The sequence below is a fragment of the Methanomassiliicoccales archaeon genome, from assembly GCA_029907465.1.
Classification (GTDB): domain Archaea; phylum Thermoplasmatota; class Thermoplasmata; order Methanomassiliicoccales; family JACIVX01; genus JACIVX01.
Genome location: JARYLV010000008.1, coordinates 20,464 through 37,370, shown reverse-complemented (window position 1 = coordinate 37,370; position 16,907 = coordinate 20,464). Strand labels below are relative to the sequence as shown.

14 protein-coding genes and 1 tRNA gene are annotated in these 16,907 nt (G+C 44.2%); 10 read left to right on the top strand and 5 right to left on the bottom strand.

What is annotated here, in order from left to right; all coding sequences use genetic code 11:
• The first annotated feature begins 85 nt into the window (after window positions 1–85).
• The 3 genes from QHH00_04635 to QHH00_04625 all read left to right on the top strand — a co-directional run bounded on the left by QHH00_04635 (window position 86) and on the right by QHH00_04625 (window position 2,264).
• Window positions 86–204 (top strand) — tRNA-Arg (locus QHH00_04635).
• Window positions 205–279: 75 nt separating this feature from the next.
• Window positions 280–1,449, top strand: coding sequence for an aconitase X catalytic domain-containing protein (locus tag QHH00_04630; protein MDH7508669.1), 1,170 nt, complete (start codon window positions 280–282; stop codon window positions 1,447–1,449).
• The gene (locus tag QHH00_04625; protein ID MDH7508668.1) at window positions 1,446–2,264 is read left to right on the top strand and encodes a DUF126 domain-containing protein; all 819 of its coding nucleotides are present in this window, start codon (window positions 1,446–1,448) and stop codon (window positions 2,262–2,264) included. The genes QHH00_04630 and QHH00_04625 overlap by 4 nt, the downstream gene beginning before the upstream one ends.
• On the opposite strand, the gene ileS is transcribed toward QHH00_04625, so the two are convergent.
• The 4 genes from ileS to rpe all read right to left on the bottom strand — a co-directional run bounded on the left by ileS (window position 2,261) and on the right by rpe (window position 8,911).
• Entirely contained in the window at window positions 2,261–6,508 is a 4,248-nt protein-coding gene (ileS, locus tag QHH00_04620) for an isoleucine--tRNA ligase (GenBank protein MDH7508667.1), read from the bottom strand. The genes QHH00_04625 and ileS overlap by 4 nt on opposite strands.
• A gap of 114 nt (window positions 6,509–6,622) precedes the next feature.
• Window positions 6,623–7,675: a flap endonuclease-1 gene (gene fen / locus QHH00_04615; protein ID MDH7508666.1), complete on the bottom strand. Its 1,053-nt coding sequence runs from the start codon at window positions 7,673–7,675 to the stop codon at window positions 6,623–6,625.
• A gap of 313 nt (window positions 7,676–7,988) precedes the next feature.
• The gene (locus QHH00_04610; protein MDH7508665.1) at window positions 7,989–8,168 is read right to left on the bottom strand and encodes a hypothetical protein; all 180 of its coding nucleotides are present in this window, start codon (window positions 8,166–8,168) and stop codon (window positions 7,989–7,991) included.
• A gap of 86 nt (window positions 8,169–8,254) precedes the next feature.
• The gene (rpe, locus tag QHH00_04605) at window positions 8,255–8,911 is read right to left on the bottom strand and encodes a ribulose-phosphate 3-epimerase (GenBank protein ID MDH7508664.1); all 657 of its coding nucleotides are present in this window, start codon (window positions 8,909–8,911) and stop codon (window positions 8,255–8,257) included.
• An 84-nt stretch (window positions 8,912–8,995) separates the two neighbouring features.
• Here rpe and QHH00_04600 point away from each other — a divergent pair, with 84 nt between their 5' ends.
• The 4 genes from QHH00_04600 to QHH00_04585 all read left to right on the top strand — a co-directional run bounded on the left by QHH00_04600 (window position 8,996) and on the right by QHH00_04585 (window position 12,616).
• Complete coding sequence (locus tag QHH00_04600) at window positions 8,996–9,211, top strand: hypothetical protein (protein ID MDH7508663.1); 216 nt, start codon at window positions 8,996–8,998, stop codon at window positions 9,209–9,211.
• An 82-nt stretch (window positions 9,212–9,293) separates the two neighbouring features.
• Window positions 9,294–10,355: an MFS transporter gene (locus tag QHH00_04595; protein ID MDH7508662.1), complete on the top strand. Its 1,062-nt coding sequence runs from the start codon at window positions 9,294–9,296 to the stop codon at window positions 10,353–10,355.
• A 25-nt stretch (window positions 10,356–10,380) separates the two neighbouring features.
• Window positions 10,381–11,292: a ribonuclease Z gene (rnz, locus tag QHH00_04590; protein ID MDH7508661.1), complete on the top strand. Its 912-nt coding sequence runs from the start codon at window positions 10,381–10,383 to the stop codon at window positions 11,290–11,292.
• A gap of 184 nt (window positions 11,293–11,476) precedes the next feature.
• Entirely contained in the window at window positions 11,477–12,616 is a 1,140-nt protein-coding gene (locus QHH00_04585) for a uroporphyrinogen decarboxylase family protein (protein MDH7508660.1), read from the top strand.
• A gap of 9 nt (window positions 12,617–12,625) precedes the next feature.
• Here QHH00_04585 and QHH00_04580 read toward each other — a convergent pair whose 3' ends face one another.
• Window positions 12,626–13,189, bottom strand: coding sequence for a CBS domain-containing protein (locus QHH00_04580; GenBank protein ID MDH7508659.1), 564 nt, complete (start codon window positions 13,187–13,189; stop codon window positions 12,626–12,628).
• A 152-nt stretch (window positions 13,190–13,341) separates the two neighbouring features.
• Between QHH00_04580 and QHH00_04575 the strand changes: the two genes are divergently transcribed.
• The 3 genes from QHH00_04575 to QHH00_04565 all read left to right on the top strand — a co-directional run bounded on the left by QHH00_04575 (window position 13,342) and on the right by QHH00_04565 (window position 16,899).
• On the top strand, window positions 13,342–14,538 hold the full coding sequence (locus QHH00_04575) for a methionine adenosyltransferase (protein ID MDH7508658.1): 1,197 nt from the start codon (window positions 13,342–13,344) through the stop codon (window positions 14,536–14,538).
• A 3-nt stretch (window positions 14,539–14,541) separates the two neighbouring features.
• Window positions 14,542–15,126 (top strand): hypothetical protein, encoded by a 585-nt coding sequence (locus tag QHH00_04570; GenBank protein MDH7508657.1) that lies wholly within the window; start codon window positions 14,542–14,544, stop codon window positions 15,124–15,126.
• Between the two features lie 132 nt (window positions 15,127–15,258).
• Window positions 15,259–16,899 carry a PQQ-binding-like beta-propeller repeat protein gene (locus QHH00_04565; GenBank protein MDH7508656.1) on the top strand — a complete coding sequence of 547 codons (1,641 nt, stop codon included), beginning with the start codon at window positions 15,259–15,261 and terminating at the stop codon, window positions 16,897–16,899.
• Window positions 16,900–16,907: the final 8 nt, after the last annotated feature.

Below are 16,907 nucleotides of genomic sequence, written 5' to 3'. Positions count from 1 at the left end.
CACACGGAAGGTTTGTTACACCTTTTCAATATTTATTCATTAATTCAAAAGGTTTATTGTTGGTTTTACCTATCGGTGTGTGAAAGGGCCTGTAGTGTAGCTTGGATATCACAGAGGCCTCCGGTGTAGCTTTTCTACGGAGAAAGCCTCAGACTCGGGTTCAAATTCTCCTTTGAAAAGGGGATGAAATTCCCGGCAGGCCCGCTATTACATCTCAATATGATCGGTCGTCCATTGACGCAAAATGTTTTAAAATGCAGATCTCTACGCATTGCTTGCATGTACCTTACGAGAGAGGAAGAAGCCATTCTCGATGGAGAGAAAGGATACGGTTATCAAAAGGCTATGGAGTTGCTCGTGGCGATCGGCACAGTGTACGATGCGGATCGGTTGGTTCCTATCTCTTCAGCACATCTTTCGGGCGTCTCATACAAGACAATAGGTGAGGGAGGTCTTGATTTTCTTTTGGACATCTCAAGTAATGCGAGAGTAAGTGTCCATACGACTCTCAATCCCGCTGGTATGGATTTGACACGGTGGAAGGAAATGGGGGTTTCGAGTATATTCGCGCGAAAACAAATCGATATCGTTGAATGCTACCGAAGAATGGGAATCGAAATCAGCTGTACTTGTACGCCCTATTTGACCACAAATGTGCCACGGATGGGAGATATCGTTGCGTGGGCCGAATCCTCTGCACTCTCTTATGTTAATTCTGTTATCGGAGCGAGAACGAACAGGGAAGGAGGACCTGGTGCCCTTGCAGCAGCGATTATCGGAAAGACACCGCATTATGGGCTTCACCTCAATGAAAATCGAATGCCCACGGTAGTTGTCGAGGCAGATGTTGGAGATGGGGTTTTTAATCACTCCTTGCTTGGCCACGCCGTTGGCAGAATTGTATCGAACGGTGTCCCATATTTCAGAGGTATACGACCTTCTCAAGATGAAATCAAGACTCTTGCGGCTGCTATGGCGGCATCTGGCTCTATTGCCATTTTTCATATTGAGGGAGTCACGCCCGGCGCAGATCGCTATGATGTTGATACGCTCGAAAAAATTGAGATCGGTGAGAAAGAACTTCATGATGCATGTGAATCACTTAATACTGGGGAAGAGCCTGAGCTCATCGCGTTGGGCTGTCCGCATTTGTCGATTGGGGAGATGAAAGTTCTCGCGAAATTCTTGCAATCGAGGAGGAAGACAAGGGACATTGATGTCTGGTTTTGCACATCGCGATATGTTAAAGAAAGATGCAAAAAGGAAGTTGAAATTCTCGAGAAATTTGGAAAGGTCGTTTGTGATACATGCATGGTAGTTGCTCCAATTGAAGACATGTACTCATGCACTGCGACTAATTCGGCAAAGGCTTGCAATTATCTTCCAACATTGTGCGCGCAAAAGGTCAAATGTGCTGACTGTGTCGAACTCCTGGGGATGATAACTTGATTTTAAAAGGTAGGGGCATCTCTAAGGGCAAAGCGGAGGGCGACCTTGTCCTCATTCACTGTCCGTTCAGTTTTCTCGGAGGGGTTGACACCAAATCAGGTTCTTTGCTGACTCCTAAAGAACTGAAAGGTAGACAAATTGCTGGTCGGGTACTAGTTTTTCCTGTGGGGAAGGGTAGCACTGTTGGTTCTTATACGATTTTGGAGCTAAAGAGAGCGGGCAATTCTCCGGCTGCAATTATTAATGAAAAAGCCGAACCAATCGTGGCAACCGGCGCTGTTATGGCAGGCTTACCGCTCGTAGACAAGATCGATTTGTCCCTATTGAGAGATGGGGATCGTGCGCTTGTCGATGGGAATAACGGCACCGTCGAAATCCCTAGGGTCGCTGAAAAACATGTCGTGTCATGTATTTTGAAAAGAAAGGATCGCATTTTGATACTGAGGCGCAGTGAGAAGGTGGGAACCTTTAAAGGATACTGGGCAGGTGTCAGCGGTTTTGTCGAAAAGGGCGAAATGCCTTTGGAAACTGCATTTAAGGAGATATTGGAAGAACTAGGTGTCAATAGCGCTAAGCTTGTAAAAACTGGCGAGCCATTAATGATCAGATCAGGGGATGTCCTTTGGACGATCCACCCCTATTTGTTTGATGTTGACGAATCAAAAATAACTACTGATTGGGAACACACTGAATATCGCTGGATTCTTCCAAACGAACTGGCTTCATACGAAATAGTCCCCGGGCTAGATAAAGTCGTATCGTCGCTTCTTGCAAACAGCGGAGGTGCGAGAAATTGTAATAGCCATGCGTTTTAGATCGTTACATCAACTTCCTTCTCTAGCAGATTCAATTCGTGTTGTTCAAGCGTTGACGGATTGAGGGCAAGAAGAAGTATCGCCTCTCTAATCGCAACTTGGTCTCTGAGAGACTGAATAAATCGCAGCACAGTCAGGAAATTGTTATTTGTGATCAAGTATTCCAACCCGTCGAGAAGTATAATGCCATTACTTGTTGACAAAAGGAACTGTTCCAGAGAGACACTTAGTTTCTCAAGATCCTTTGGCCTTAGACTATTGTCCTTCCCTACATTAGAAAGCCAGATGATTGGGGTGTCTCCCAAGTCGTACTTCGTCTTGATCTTTAATGGATAATTCCTTGTCACACAGAATCCTTTGAACCCCTTAGAGAGTGCTTTCGTGAACAGTTCGTAGGATCTATCTGACTTTTCCTCCTTGATAAGATAGGTGAAAGTCTTCTCCAATGCGAGGCCTTCGATTTCCCTAACCTCAGGCTTTTCAATTTCTTCAATCTCTTCACCTTCGACAGGAACGCTCGTCCCACATGAAGGACAAGCGAGAGCATCAGGCCTAATCTCCGATCCACATTTGCCACACGTGATATTCTTTTCAAATCCGCCTGACTGAGCATATTGATATATCATATCCGCTGTTTTCGCACCGATACCCTTCAGCGATCTGAGCTCCTCTCTGGTTGCTTTCTTGATCTTTTCAATGGTGTTAAACCCAGCGTCATACAGCATCTCAGCCTTTAATGAATTCATCCTGGGGATCCTAAGCAAATAAGCGATTAACCGCTCTTTTGGCATTACTTCTTCCTCAGTGCTGATCGATCTGCCGCAGGAAGGGCAAGTCGTTACCCCCGGCTTGATCGGTGCGCCGCAGCTAGGGCAAGGCTCACCTTCAGCAACTTCTTTTTTTGTGAAGAAATGAAGTATCTTCCTCACATCGTTCTTGTTTAACCCTTTAATGCTGGAGAGACGTTCTTCGTTCGCTTTTTTCAGTTCTTCCAGATTTCTAAAGCCACTTTCCACTAACGCAATTGCTGTTTCTTTTGTAAGGCCAGGGATTTTCATGAACTCCTTCATAGCGTCTCTTATATGCATCGAAGTGATGCCAATGACAACACTCTCTCCTTCGATGTCCCATTCTCTGACGAGTTCGCCTTTTGGTTCATCGACAAATTCGAGCTCCTTGGCTCTCGTTTCGCCCATAATATACTGCATATGGACTTTGAAGAACTCAATAAGTTTCGTCGGTGCTCTTATTTGAGCTCTGATGTACTCTTCAATATCTAATTTCGCGTCTTTTCTCATCTGCTGAATTCTTCTAATCAATTCACGCGAGAATCCCTCTGCCTCTATGTCCTGCGTGATTTTGAAATCGATATATAGCTCACCTTCAGAGAATTTTGCGCTTACCACATCAGGGGGAAGTGATACGGTGAATGAGACCATATTCGGCTCGATCTTTATAAGTTGCCCTTCTATGCCTAGATAGTACTCCCCCTTCTCAATGCTCTCTTTCACTTGTTTTGCAGGTCTGCTCTTTAAGAGTACGGCAATCTTACTTGACCACTGTCTATAGACTTTTCCGATGGCATGAGGGTTCGGAACTACATTCAAAATCAGCTCCTCCCATTCATGATCTGGATCGACGTACTCTATTGCCTTAACATTGGCTTGCGAAAGGAGCACGCTCTCAAGTGATTTGATTGAATCCATCATCTCCTTATTTGCTGGCTTGATAATCAACCGTCTTAGGGGCCATCGCAACTTTACGCCTTTGCTTTGTCTTTCTCTTGTTACGATCTCAACGATTTCCTGAACGGTTCTCATTGCCGTTTCCAATCGATCATTTGTCTTTGTCATGTCCGGAACTGGCCATTCTAGCATGTGCACAGTTTCAAGTGAGCCGTCAAGATGTTGGTAAATTTCCTCCGCGATATGTGGGCAAAATGGCGCAATCAGTTTAACGGTGGTCATCAACGCATCATAGAGTGTCCTGTACGCTGCGAGTTTATCCAAATCGCCCTCCTCTTTCCACATTCTGTCTCTAACTAGTCGCACGTACCACCTGCTGACATCCTCCAAAATGAAGTCTTCGAGTGCCCTGCATGCTTTATGCAATTCGTATGAATTGAGATATCGGGTGACATCGTTCTTCAGCTTCTCACATTTTGAGATAAGCCACAGGTCTTCTGTTCGTAAATGGTCTTTTAGCATTTCATTACTCACGGATGAGGGGTCAAAGTTATCAATTACCATATATGAGGTGGCGAAATTGCAGACATTCCAAAGAATGTTAAGTGTTCTTCTCGCGTTCTTGACTCCTTCAAACTGAAACGCAATATCTTCCCAAGGTGCGTTTGTCCTCATCATATAAAATCTCAAGGCATCTGCGCCGTATTCTTTAATGACAGCTGAAGGTTCTATGACATTCCCCTTACTCTTGGACATCGGCTGTCCTGTGGGGTCCAGGACCCAGCCGTGCATGAGGACGGACTCGTATGGCGCCCTTTGAAAACAGATGCAACTAGCGGCGAGCTGCGAATAGAACCAACCCCTTGTCTGATCATGCGCTTCGGTAATCCACTTCGCTGGCCACCATCTATCGAAATCTTTCCGATTCCCGGGGAAACCGAGCTGCGCCCATGTTGATACACCTGAATCAAACCAGACATCAAGAACATCAGGAACACGCCTCATCTCCCCGCCACATTTCTCGCATGTTAAGATTACGGTATCAATCCACGGACGGTGAAGCTCCATGCCGTCTCTGTATCCCTTTGCACCTCTGAGGTCGGATATCGTTCCGATGATCTTCATCTCCCCACATCCACATTTCCATACAGGGAGGGGAATCCCCCAGTATCTCTGCCTCGAGATGCACCAGTCTTTCGCATTCAGAGTCCAATCATACTCTCTCGATGAGCCGGCCCAATCAGGAGTCCATCTTATCTTCTCAATCTCTTCAAGCATCATCTCCTTGATCTGAGTCACTCGGAGGAACCATTGGTCAGTCACTCTGTATATGATGGGGGAGTCACATCTCCAGCAATGGCCGTACCGGTGGTCGATCGTTCCTTCATAATATAGTAAACCCTTTTCCCTGAGACGTTCAATGATCACCGCATTGGACTTTCTTACATTCATTCCTGCGAGCCAGTCTCCTGCCTCCTTAGTAAACCTACCAGTGCCATCAACTGGACAGAATGCTTCCAGACCGAATTCCATTCCGATCTCAAAATCCTCTGGACCATGTCCTGGAGCGATATGAACGAGACCTGTATTTTCGGCGGCCACATTTTTCGACGGCACTACCCTATGAACCCATTTACCCGCTACATTCTTTTGATACGGCATCTCTTCGTAAAAGGGAGGTATGTATTCTAATCCAATTAGATCGTCCCCTTCAATGGTCTCCAATACTTCGAATTCTTCATAATCTGAAAGGGCGGCAACTTCTTCGACTAAACTATCAAGAACGATGATCGTTTTACTTTCACCACCAGGTCCGAAGTACTTGACCTTAGCATATGTGAAATCGGGATGTATTGCGACGGCCATATTCGCAGGCAGAGTCCATGGAGTCGTGGTCCAAACGAGCAATGCAACATCCTCTTCGTCCCTCAAAGGAAATTCGACATAAATTGATGGGTCTTTTTCATCCCAGTACTCAATTTCTGCTTCGGCGAGCGCTGTTTCGCACCGCGGACACCACGATAAGACTCTGTGTGCAATCGTTAAAAGACCCTGATCATATGCCCTCTTGAGAGTCCACCAAGCTGCCTCTATATACTCTGGCTTGATCGTCATATATGGGTTTTCCCAATCTAACCATACGCCAAGCTCCTTAAACTGTTCAGTCATCCTTTTCTGAAAATCGAGAGCAAATTCCTTGCAAGTACTGACGAACCTATCGATTCCGTATTCTTCAATTTCCTTCTTACTCTTTATTCCAATCGACTGCTCGACCTTTACCTCAATCGGGAGTCCGTGCATATCGTAGCCGGGTTGATCCCTTACGTTGAATTTCTGCATCCTTTTGAACCTGATCACAGTATCTTTAATGATTTTATTCCATGCTGTCCCAAGATGTATTGATCCAGTCGTGTATGGAGGGCCGTCAACAAAATAGAAATCCGAACCACTTGATCGAAGCTCTTTTGTTTTCTTATACGCGTTTGTGATCTCCCAGTATTCCTTTACTTTCTGTTCAATTTCTGCTGGATTGTAATTTTGTTGAACTTGCTTAATCATCGGTGTCACTTCACTGACCAAATATCCTTCGACCTTTTTAAAATTAAGTAACCTGGTAAAATGGCATTTAAAAGAATTCCCCATACTACATAGACTCGTATGAATGCTCTATCTTCAACTCCATAAGTCGAGACTCTGTTGCCGACGTTGTTGAGTTTTTATTTTTGTCCAGGCTGCGTCAATTTTTGAGAGAGCATTTTCGACTCGATTTCTCGAAAAATCATGCTCTTCACATAGGAATTCAATTACCTTTGATTTTTCAGCCGCCTTGTTCTCGATAGAATATTGATCAGTTTTTTCAAAATCTTTGAATATTCTCCTAATGGCATCATACTTGGGAATTTCTGCGCCAATGGCTTTCAACGCAGTTTCTAAATTTCCATAGTCTTTGATCAATTTCAACGCTTTCTTAGGACCGATTCCAAACAAGCCTTCATTATAGTCTGTCCCCATTAATATGCACAAGTCGATGAGTTGATCTCTGGAAATGCCGAGGTACTCGAGCGTTTTTTGCAATTCAATGAGTTCGATATTGACTTCCTTGAAATCTTCCCTACCTGGCAATTTCCTTTTTGACGTCAATGTTAAGTTTCGCACAAGTCGCGGTGCACCAAAAAGTAATGAGTCGAAGTCTTGGGACGACGCGGCCCATACATCTCCTTTTGATGCCATATACGCCGCCTGGGCTTCTCCCTCTTCGGGCGCTTGCACGATCGGAATCCCGAGATATGTAAGTAGAATCCTAGACGATGCAACGATTTCATTTGTTATCCTCGTCGATTGAGTGGCTTTTGAGAAAGCCTTGGCATAATCGCCACTTCGTAATGCATCCTCCCATTCCTTCTTCGCCCTATTTCTCCTCTCGCTTCTTTCCAGAATTGTCTGGCTTTTCATTTCAGGTGGAATACCATCAAATACATAGACTGGAAGAATACCCGCTTCCAAAAGGTTCGCATTTCGATAGAGCAATCCAGCTAGATGTGAAGTGATTCTTCCTTTTGAGTCCATGAGTGGTGTGCCGTCGGGCTGCCGTATGACCGAAAGAAACTGGTAGATCGCGTTATAAGCATCGATCGCAATTCGTTTACCTGATAAGGCATCGAGAGCCAATACATCGACTGGAACAATCTCTGAAAGATTGACACCCATACTATCTACCTTGACCAATACCGTTTCTCAATATGACTTCATTCGAACATATATCTTTGGAATTTTGTTTTGTTGCAAATAGAATAAACGCCCTGTTTTGCATTTCAGCATCTAGATTTCATTCAAGAAGAATCAATTTCGATGTTTTTCCGCGCAAAATACCCTTTATGTCCAAACAAGTTTTTTGGTAGATTACCGATCAGAAAATACTTCCTTTTATAGGGATATCTTTTCCATACCTATAATGTGGATTTTCGAAAACCATCTGGAAATTTTTTTATGTTGAGGAAATCACAGAAAAAGGACAATAAGTACGAATTGTCAACGATGGTTATTCCTTTAAATGAGGTAGGTAGAGGATCGTGAGACCAATCCCGATCCATGCTATGATCGCGATTGTCACGCAGATGTTTGAGCCCAAATAGATGGCTGCAGCGAGAAAGAGCAATGGAAAAACTACAGTGAGCAATATAAGAAAACCCCTACTCGTAAATCCATTCGATTCAGACATCCGTCAGGGGATAGAAAGGGTTCTTTATCTATCTTTCTGAAAATTACGTCGGTGTTTGCCAAGTAAAGAAATCAAAACATGAACGCTTAACGTGTCACGAGTTCTTTCCAGATCCTTATCTCTTCTTTCATGTCTTTAGCACTGAAAAGCGCACTCCCTGCCGCAAGGACAGTTGCACCGGCATTGACTGCAACGTTGCACGTTTGCCTGTTAATCCCCCCATCTACTTCTACCTCGATATCAAGACCCGAGTGATCGATAAACTGGCGGATCTCTTTCAGCTTTGGGATGACTTCGGGCATGAATTTCTGGCCAGCGAAGCCGGGTTGAACCGTCATGACAAGAACTAAATCGACAAGTTCCATGTACTTTTTTGCTGTTTCAAAAGGTGTTGCAGGATTTAATGATAATCCAGCTTTTTTGCCCAGTGACTTGATTTGCCTCAGAGTTTTCTCAATTGATTCGGTTGATTCGATGTGAATAGTAATGAGATCGGCCCCGGCTCTTGCGAATTCATCAATGAATCTTTCTGGGGAGGCAACCATAAGGTGGACGTCGAATGGAAGGGAGCACGAAGGACGAATAGACTTGATGACGACAGGACCTATTGTGATATTTGGGACAAAATGACCATCCATAACATCTATGTGGATCCAATCAGCACCGGCATCTTCTGCTCTTTTCAACTCTTCTCCCAATCTTGAAAAATTCGCTGATAGAATTGAAGGAGCAATCTTTATCATCCAGTTTTGTATCAACAACCCTCGTAATAATATTTGCCACTTTCCTTCAAAAAGTCTTTTTACAGCTCAGCAGATGCCTCATTAATGACAGTAGGAGAAAAAGAACTTAGTAAAGAAGAAATTTGTGGCGTCGCTGGTTGTACAAAACCGGGAGAGCGTTCCGTGTCCTCAAAGCTCGCAGAAAAAGCTGGACTGAATCTCAAAATGGAGGGCAGAAGGGTGCACCTCTGCAAAGACCATTACAAACAATTCAAGAAGGCGACGAGACGTGAGCGAGAGCTCGAAATGCTTGGTCGCTAAGAATTAGAGGATAATAATAACCAGCGAAAGAGTTAATTACGAAAAGGAATTCACACCGATAATGAAGCCCTCAACAATCCAGATGCTGTCCAGCGCAGGGCTCTCCGCTGCCTCTCTATTCATTCCGAATCTGGCACGGAATGAATTTGGATCAACGAATGCTGAAATAGGTATAATCGTGGCGTCATATAACGCATCAGTTTTTTTATCTTCATATTTCTTTGGGAGGGCCTCTGATGTATACGGCAGGCGTTTCATTCTCATATCTGGTCTTTTGCTTTCATCGATAGCTTGTGCAATCCAAATATTTTCTACAGACACAATATCTCTGATTTTAGTTAGAATCTTTCTTGGCGTTTGTGCCGGCATGTTTCCTTCGGCACTTATTGCCTATGTTTATGAATCAGGGAAAAAAATTGGAAAATTCAGTGCTTACGGCAGCCTAGGTTTTGGACTTGGAGTTTTCCTCGCAGGAATCATCGGGGTATATTATGAAATCTTCTTGGCAAGTGCGGCACTTTTGGCCGCGTCATTTGCGTTATCGTTATATTTACCGTTTGGAAAGCAATCATTACACAAAATACCGCTTTTTCCAGTGACAGTGATCAAGAGGAATCTCCCTGTATGTCTCTCAGTCATGCTCAGACATGTAGGTGCGAATATGATTTGGGTGACCTACCCAATTTTTCTCGAGGATTTAGGGGCAGATCCGATCTTCATCGGGGCGATTTATGCAGTGAACTCGATTGGTCAATTCATTTTCATGCAATTTTTGGATCGTTACAGTTCGAACAGATTAGTCATTGCTGGTTTCGCCCTCTCAGCGGCTACCTTCCCATCATACACACTTGCAACAGTCTATTGGCAAATAGTCCCGGCGCAAATCTTGCTTGCATCTGCTTGGTCATGTCTGTATGTTGGATCGCTAAAATATGTTATGGAGAGGAATGAGGAAAAGGGAACAAGTGCAGGTATGCTCCAGTCATTCCTCTCGATCTCAGCAATCATTGGAGCAGCACTTGGAGGTGTCGTTTCATTCAAATTCGGATACCACGGCTCAATGTATATCGCGACAATGCTCGCTATCAGTGGACTTATAGTATTTGCAACAAGCAATCGGATGAAAGTCCCCGCAAAGGATTAATCCCGTCCTGACCAATAGGGCAAATGTGCGAATCATATTCCTCGGTACTGGCGGAGGATTGCCTACACCGAAGAGAAACCTCCCGGCAACTGCATTCCAGATCGGATCCGAAATCATCCTGTTCGATTGTGGAGAGGGGACGCAGAGACAATTCATGTTATCAAACGCCTCATTTATGAAGATTCAGAAGATTTTTATCACTCATTTTCACGGCGATCACTTCCTTGGCCTACCTGGCCTTATTCAATCAATGAACTTTGTTGGTCGCAAAAAGAAACTTGAGATTTTTGGTCCACCAGGTATCGACGAAATCGTTCGCAAGGTTGCAAATTTAGGGTACTTCTCGCCAGGATTTGAAATATCATCGGTGGAATTGAAGCCTCGTGAATCTTTGCACTTTAACGGATACGACATACATGCGATCGAAGTCGATCATCTTGTACCCGCCTATGGTTATATTCTAAAGGAAACGGATAGACCTGGACGTTTTCTCCCAGAAAAAGCCAAGGCGTTAGGTCTGAGGGAGGGACCTTTTTTCCGGGTGCTACAGGAAGGTCGCAGTATTGAGCTTAATGGGAAGTTGATAACTCCTGAAATGGTGACCGGTCCACCACGACCAGGCATCAAAATCGCCATATCAGGTGATACGAGACCTTGTGACAGATTCGCTGAGGCTGCTGAAAACGCAGACTTGATCATACATGAAGCTACCCTCGACTCGTCGCTTCGTGAACAAGCTGATGAATACGGTCATTCAACTGCAGAAGGGGCTGCACTGATCGCGTTGAAGGCGCATGCTGGCGTTCTTTACCTAAATCATATCAGTAATAGATATGAAGACGCTTCGATCCTTGAGAAAGAAGCCCGTGCGATTTTTTCAAATAGTTTTATTACAGAAGATCTTTTGGAAGTCACTGTGAAGCGCAGGAAGGAATAATTGAAGAAGGCAACAATGCACGAGAACATCGCCGGCTTTGTGATAAACATGATCGCATTGTCCATCGCCGGATAATGTGGAATTTCTTATAATTGGAGTGGGTCAACTACAATAGTCCTTCAGAAAATAGATGTAATCAAACGACATTCGCAGTAGTTAAAGCAGGTTGATGTAGATGACTCAGATGACACCAAGAGAAAGGGTTTTGGCATCTATCAATTTGAAGGAACCCGATCGAGTACCATTGGATTTTGGGGGCGTCGTATCTGGAATTGTGATGGGTCGTCCATTTGGATACGAAGCGCTTTGTCGCGCGATGGGAATCACCGATCCGATCGAACCGCAAATCAATACGCGATTAAGCTGTGTACAAAACATTGATGAGAGGATTTTGAAGCGATTTGATATTGATATCCGTCATATCAGCATCGGGGGAAAACCGTTAGAAGAGCTTGCTAACGGTCTTTATAGGGATTCATGGGGACTAATTCTAAAACCATCTGGGCTATATAAGAGTATCCCAGATGAACTGGCGCCGTTGAGAGACGCTAAGTCCATTAAAGATATTGAAAATTATCCGTTTTGGCCAGACCCAGATGACCCAGTTTTTACAAAGGGGAAAAGAAAGGAAGCGAAGGAACTGTACACCAAGACAGATTATGCGATATTTGCGCACCCGGGATATGCTGGTCGGATTTTCCATATGTATGCGGGACTGCGTGGATTTGATAAGTGGTTGCTTGACATGAGAACTAACCCCGAGTTCTATGATGCCTTTGCGACCAAGATCACCGATGTGGCTATTGATGTGTGTAAATCATTTTACAACGAAGTGGGAGACTACATAGATGTGGCGGTGTACTATGATGATATGGGGATGCAAACTGGTGGTTTTGTCTCGTTGGAAGACTATCGCAAATTCATCAAACCTTATACGGCTCGCTACGTCAGAGAAATAAAAGAGATAACAAAGGCGAAGTTTTTCTATCACACATGTGGCTCTGTTTATTCCTATGTGAATGATTTCATTGAAATAGGAATCGACATTCTGAACCCAATACAGCCCCTTGCAAAAAACATGGCACCCGAATTGCTAAAGAGAGAATTTGGATCCCGAATCTGCTTCCATGGAGGAATTGATGTCCAAAGGCTATTGCCATTTGGTTCTGTAAATGATATTAAAGAAAGTGTTCGTAAAACAATGAGAATTCTTTCACCAGGTGGAGGTTGGATATTTGCCCCGGCTCATAATATTCAGCCTGATACCCCGCCTGAGAATATCATTGCTATGTATGCAGTTGCACGTGACTTTCAACCAAGCTAGCTCTTTAGTCTAGATAAGCTTCAATACATCAGAGCTTGTGATAATACCAGTGACTTTCCCCCTCCTCGCGACCAACACCGCCTTTGAAAATGACAAGAGTGAGGTCACAATTTCAAGGGGGGTTTCTTCACTGACGATAGGAAAGCTTTCATCCATGACAGACTCAACAGATCTTTCCGCGAGATCTTTCATGCTCACACCTTCTTTTAGAAAGCGGAGAATTCCAAATTCGCTTATGCTTCCGATAGGTCTATCTCCATCAAAGACAGGAAGCTGTGAAAATCCTTTTTCTCTCATCATTTCCGACGCTTTCTTGACTTTCTCTCCAATATTTATTCCCACAACATTCTTAGACGCAACATCCTTGGCGACCTTGCCTTGTCTACGTTTATTCATTTCCTCATAAAGAGCACTGAATATTCTGACCATTATTTCGTAACTGCCAGATATTCTTCCCCTTTCAATCTTGGCTATCGTCGATTGGCTGACATTTGAAAGGTTCGCGAGTTCGGATTGCGTTAGATCTAGCGATTTTCGCAGCTGTTTGATTTCGGAGGAATCAGGAAATTTCATAATAAGAAAAAAAAGGAGATTATTCCTATTTGAATAATTGCATCAAACATGTATTTAAATGCGAAATCCTGTTGCGGCGTTAACTTCGCGATTGGCACGAACTGATGATCGCAAATCGCGTATTCAAGGGCTAATAAAAAAGGTGATGGTTAATGGTACCAAACATTGTCGTTGAACAAATTGACTACACGCCGGTATCAAGACAGAGAGTTGAGCTCGTCGAAAGAAAAGGAATCGGCCACCCAGATAGTGTGGCAGATGGTTTAGCTGAATCGGTAAGCAGAGCATTGTGCAAAATGTATATAGAACGCTACGGAAGAATTCTTCACCACAATACTGATGAGACGCAAATAGTGGGTGGGCAATCAGCGCCGAAATTTGGAGGAGGGGTAATTCTCGAGCCAGTATATATCCTGCTCGTCGGGAGAGCGACAACGGAGGTTAATGGTGAACGATTGCCTATCAGGCATACTGCAATTAAGGCTGCTTCAGATTATTTGAAACAGCACTTCCCGAATTTGGATGTAACAACTGACGTCATGCTCGATTGCAGAATTGGAAAAGGGAGCATCGACCTCACGAGCGTTTACGAAACAAGAAAACTCCTAGCAAATGATACGTCTTTTGGTGTTGGTTATGCACCGTTGAGCGATACAGAGCGCGTTGTTCTTGAAATAGAGAAATTTATCAATGGGCCTGTTAAGAAAAAATTGAGGGAAACTGGTGAGGACGTAAAGGTAATGGCGTCACGAATAAACAATAGGATTTCACTTACAATTGCCTGCGCAATGGTCGACAGGTATGTTGATGATCCAGATCATTATCAAAGTGTCGTTGAGGAATTGACCCAGATGGTTGCGGATCACGCCGTCAAATTCACAAATTGTGAGGTCGATGTCACAATTAACGCAGCAGACAATTACAAGGAGGGTATATATTATCTCACAGTTACTGGTCTTTCAATGGAGAATGGTGATGATGGTTCGGTCGGACGCGGTAATAGGGTCAACGGACTTATAACGCCATATCGGCCAATGAGTATGGAAGCATCTGCAGGTAAAAATCCCGTGACGCACGTAGGAAAGTTATATAATATTCTTGCAAAGCAGATCGCAGAGGAAATTGCTCAGATAGGGAGTGGAGATATTCTCGAAGCCCGAGTGCGCCTTCTTTCCCAGATTGGACGACCGATTTATGACCCCCATACTGCAAGTGTGCAGCTTATCCTCGACAACAATGCGAATTTCGAAAAATTGAAAAAAGAGGCGGAGAGCATCACTTCCTATTGGCTCGCGAACATCGACAAAATAACAGAAAAAATAGTAAATGGTCAGATCTCTGTATTCTAGTGTATGAAAATCATTCCCACTCCAAAATACGGTCCGATTCATCGTTTCTCAGATTACCACGTGTACAAGACACTGCAAGTGCTATCCGATGGGGAACGACTAGGCAGGAGACAACTGGCGCAATTGGTTGCCATAGGTGAAGGGAGTATGCGAACGATCATTGAATATCTCAGAGCCAAGAAGTTTGTAGATGTTAAACATTCCGGCGTCAAGATCACCTCAAAGGGGCTCCAGTTTTTACAGAAGATACCAATTGAAATCAGACATCTGGAACCAACCGAGATTACAATGGGGCAATATGGCGTGGCAGTGAAAGTCGCTGGAAAGAGTCACGAGGTGAGGTCTGGTATTGAACAGCGTGATTCAGCTGTGAAAGCAGGGGCGGATGGTGCCACAACGATCGTTATCAGAGAGGGACGCCTCATAATCCCAAACGACTACGATCTCGATTCGAAAAGACCAGATATCGCAAAATTGCTGCGAGGTACTTTCCAGCTTAATGAAGGAGATGTGATCATCGTGGGAAGATCATCAGATAAACAACTCGCGGAAATAGGGGCATTAACAGCCGCATTTGACCTTTTATGATTTGATTTTTTACTTTTTCTCCTTAGAATATTATTGATTTCTGCTAGAAACGACTAAATATAAGAATAGAATTGTCCTAAATAGTGGGATGATACATCCAATATTAATCATCCAGGATGAGAAGGTGGCTAAATGAAATGGGAACTGGCTATCGTCGCAATGCTTGTATTATCTGGAGCAGGCATTTTTGCTGCGCAAGCCGCAGATGAGATGCACCGATGTCCTGTTTTGATTGATTTCGGAAACGGACGTGTTCTTTGGGCAGACGTGCCTGTTTCTGAGGGGATGAATGTTTTCAATCTAACGCAGGAAGCTGCTGACAGGCTGCACATTGAGGTCGACTACATGGAATCTCCTTACGGGGTTTTTGTTAATGGTTTTGATGGGATACTTGGGAACTGGCCCTACGAATGGTGGCATTTGTGGATCTGGAATTCAACCTTGAATAGTTGGCAGTTATCAACGATGGGAGCAGCTGATCTGCATGCCTCTGATGTTGAAGCTGTTGCATGGAGCTACGTAATGGATCGACCTGATTACTCTTGTGTGTCGCCTATTGCGACGCCTAATAATCGTTACCCCTGGACGAGTTTCAGGCATGATTTGATGAATACGGGATATTCAGATGGAATTTCCCTCGAAAAGAGCAGGATTGTATGGGATTTGAATCTGTCGAATGGGGGAATTTCGAGTTCAATCGTCACTTGCGATGATCGGATCTTTGTCGTGACCGCAGGCATTTATGACTGGACAAGTTTTGAATACACGTCCGCACCGAAAGTCACTTGTATTGATTTTTCCGGAAATATTCTCTGGCAAGCTGATATCGATGCGGCAGGATATCAAATTGCTACACCAGTGGTTGCTGGCAGTTTGATTGTAGTCCCCTCAACAGATGGCAAGATATACGCCTTGAATCGCCATAATGGATCACTTGAGTGGAGTGCCCAAATCGCGAATCCCATTGCTGGTATCACTTCGTCACCAATCTTCTATCGCAATCAAATCATAGTGGGCGGCGGTGATGGCAAGATATATGCCTTTGCCGAAAACGGCTCCCTCCTCTGGGACAATAAAATCGCGTCCTCTATCTATTTTTCATCACCGTCCGCCCAGAACGGCACAATCTACATTGGATCGGAGGACGGAAGGTTGCACGCAATCTCATCGGATGGATCTGGCGAACTGTGGAATATCACAATAGGGGGGAGAATAAGGTCTGCACCATTGCTAACGGATGAAATGATCATCGTTACCTATGCTATCTACGAAAACTACGTGCCTATAGATGGAGGAGTTGCGGCAGTCTTTTACAATGGGACATTGCGGTGGAATATTGACATTAACGCTACTTCGAGCTCGCCTGCGCTCACTTCGAGTGGCATCGTAGTCACATCAAGTGACGGCGTCACGATGATATCAAGGAATGGAGAGGTCATATGGAAAAGGGATCTCGGTGCTTCGCTGAAGGGCTCACCATCGATTGGTCGCAACACAATTTATGTCGTTTCATATAACACAAGTGAAGTTTACGCCCTCAACGAAGAAGGAAATGTCATGTGGCATGAAACCCTTCGACCCTCTCAGTATTCAATGTGCTCACCAACGATTACGGACAATATGGTATTTGTCGCTTCTGACAATGGCCATGTCTATGCACTTTCAGTTCCAACAGAAAGGAGTGGCGATCAGGGCCTTATCTTGCCTGTTGCTGCTCTGTTAGTTGCAATAGCTGCAATTGTCACCTTGGTAGTAATCAAAAGGAGGAAATAAGGCTAGGA

Bases quoted from the DNA above. Each gene is read 5' to 3' on its own strand.
- QHH00_04630 (MDH7508669.1), top strand. From the start codon at position 280: ATGTACCTTACGAGAGAGGAAGAAGCCATTCTCGATGGAGAGAAAGGA.
- ileS (MDH7508667.1), bottom strand. From the start codon at position 6,508: ATGATTAAGCAAGTTCAACAAAATTACAATCCAGCAGAAATTGAACAG.
- QHH00_04610 (MDH7508665.1), bottom strand. From the start codon at position 8,168: ATGTCTGAATCGAATGGATTTACGAGTAGGGGTTTTCTTATATTGCTC.
- rpe (MDH7508664.1), bottom strand. From the start codon at position 8,911: ATGATAAAGATTGCTCCTTCAATTCTATCAGCGAATTTTTCAAGATTG.
- QHH00_04600 (MDH7508663.1), top strand. From the start codon at position 8,996: ATGACAGTAGGAGAAAAAGAACTTAGTAAAGAAGAAATTTGTGGCGTC.
- QHH00_04595 (MDH7508662.1), top strand. From the start codon at position 9,294: ATGCTGTCCAGCGCAGGGCTCTCCGCTGCCTCTCTATTCATTCCGAAT.
- QHH00_04585 (MDH7508660.1), top strand. From the start codon at position 11,477: ATGACACCAAGAGAAAGGGTTTTGGCATCTATCAATTTGAAGGAACCC.
- QHH00_04580 (MDH7508659.1), bottom strand. From the start codon at position 13,189: ATGAAATTTCCTGATTCCTCCGAAATCAAACAGCTGCGAAAATCGCTA.
- QHH00_04575 (MDH7508658.1), top strand. From the start codon at position 13,342: ATGGTACCAAACATTGTCGTTGAACAAATTGACTACACGCCGGTATCA.
- QHH00_04570 (MDH7508657.1), top strand. From the start codon at position 14,542: ATGAAAATCATTCCCACTCCAAAATACGGTCCGATTCATCGTTTCTCA.
- QHH00_04565 (MDH7508656.1), top strand. From the start codon at position 15,259: ATGAAATGGGAACTGGCTATCGTCGCAATGCTTGTATTATCTGGAGCA.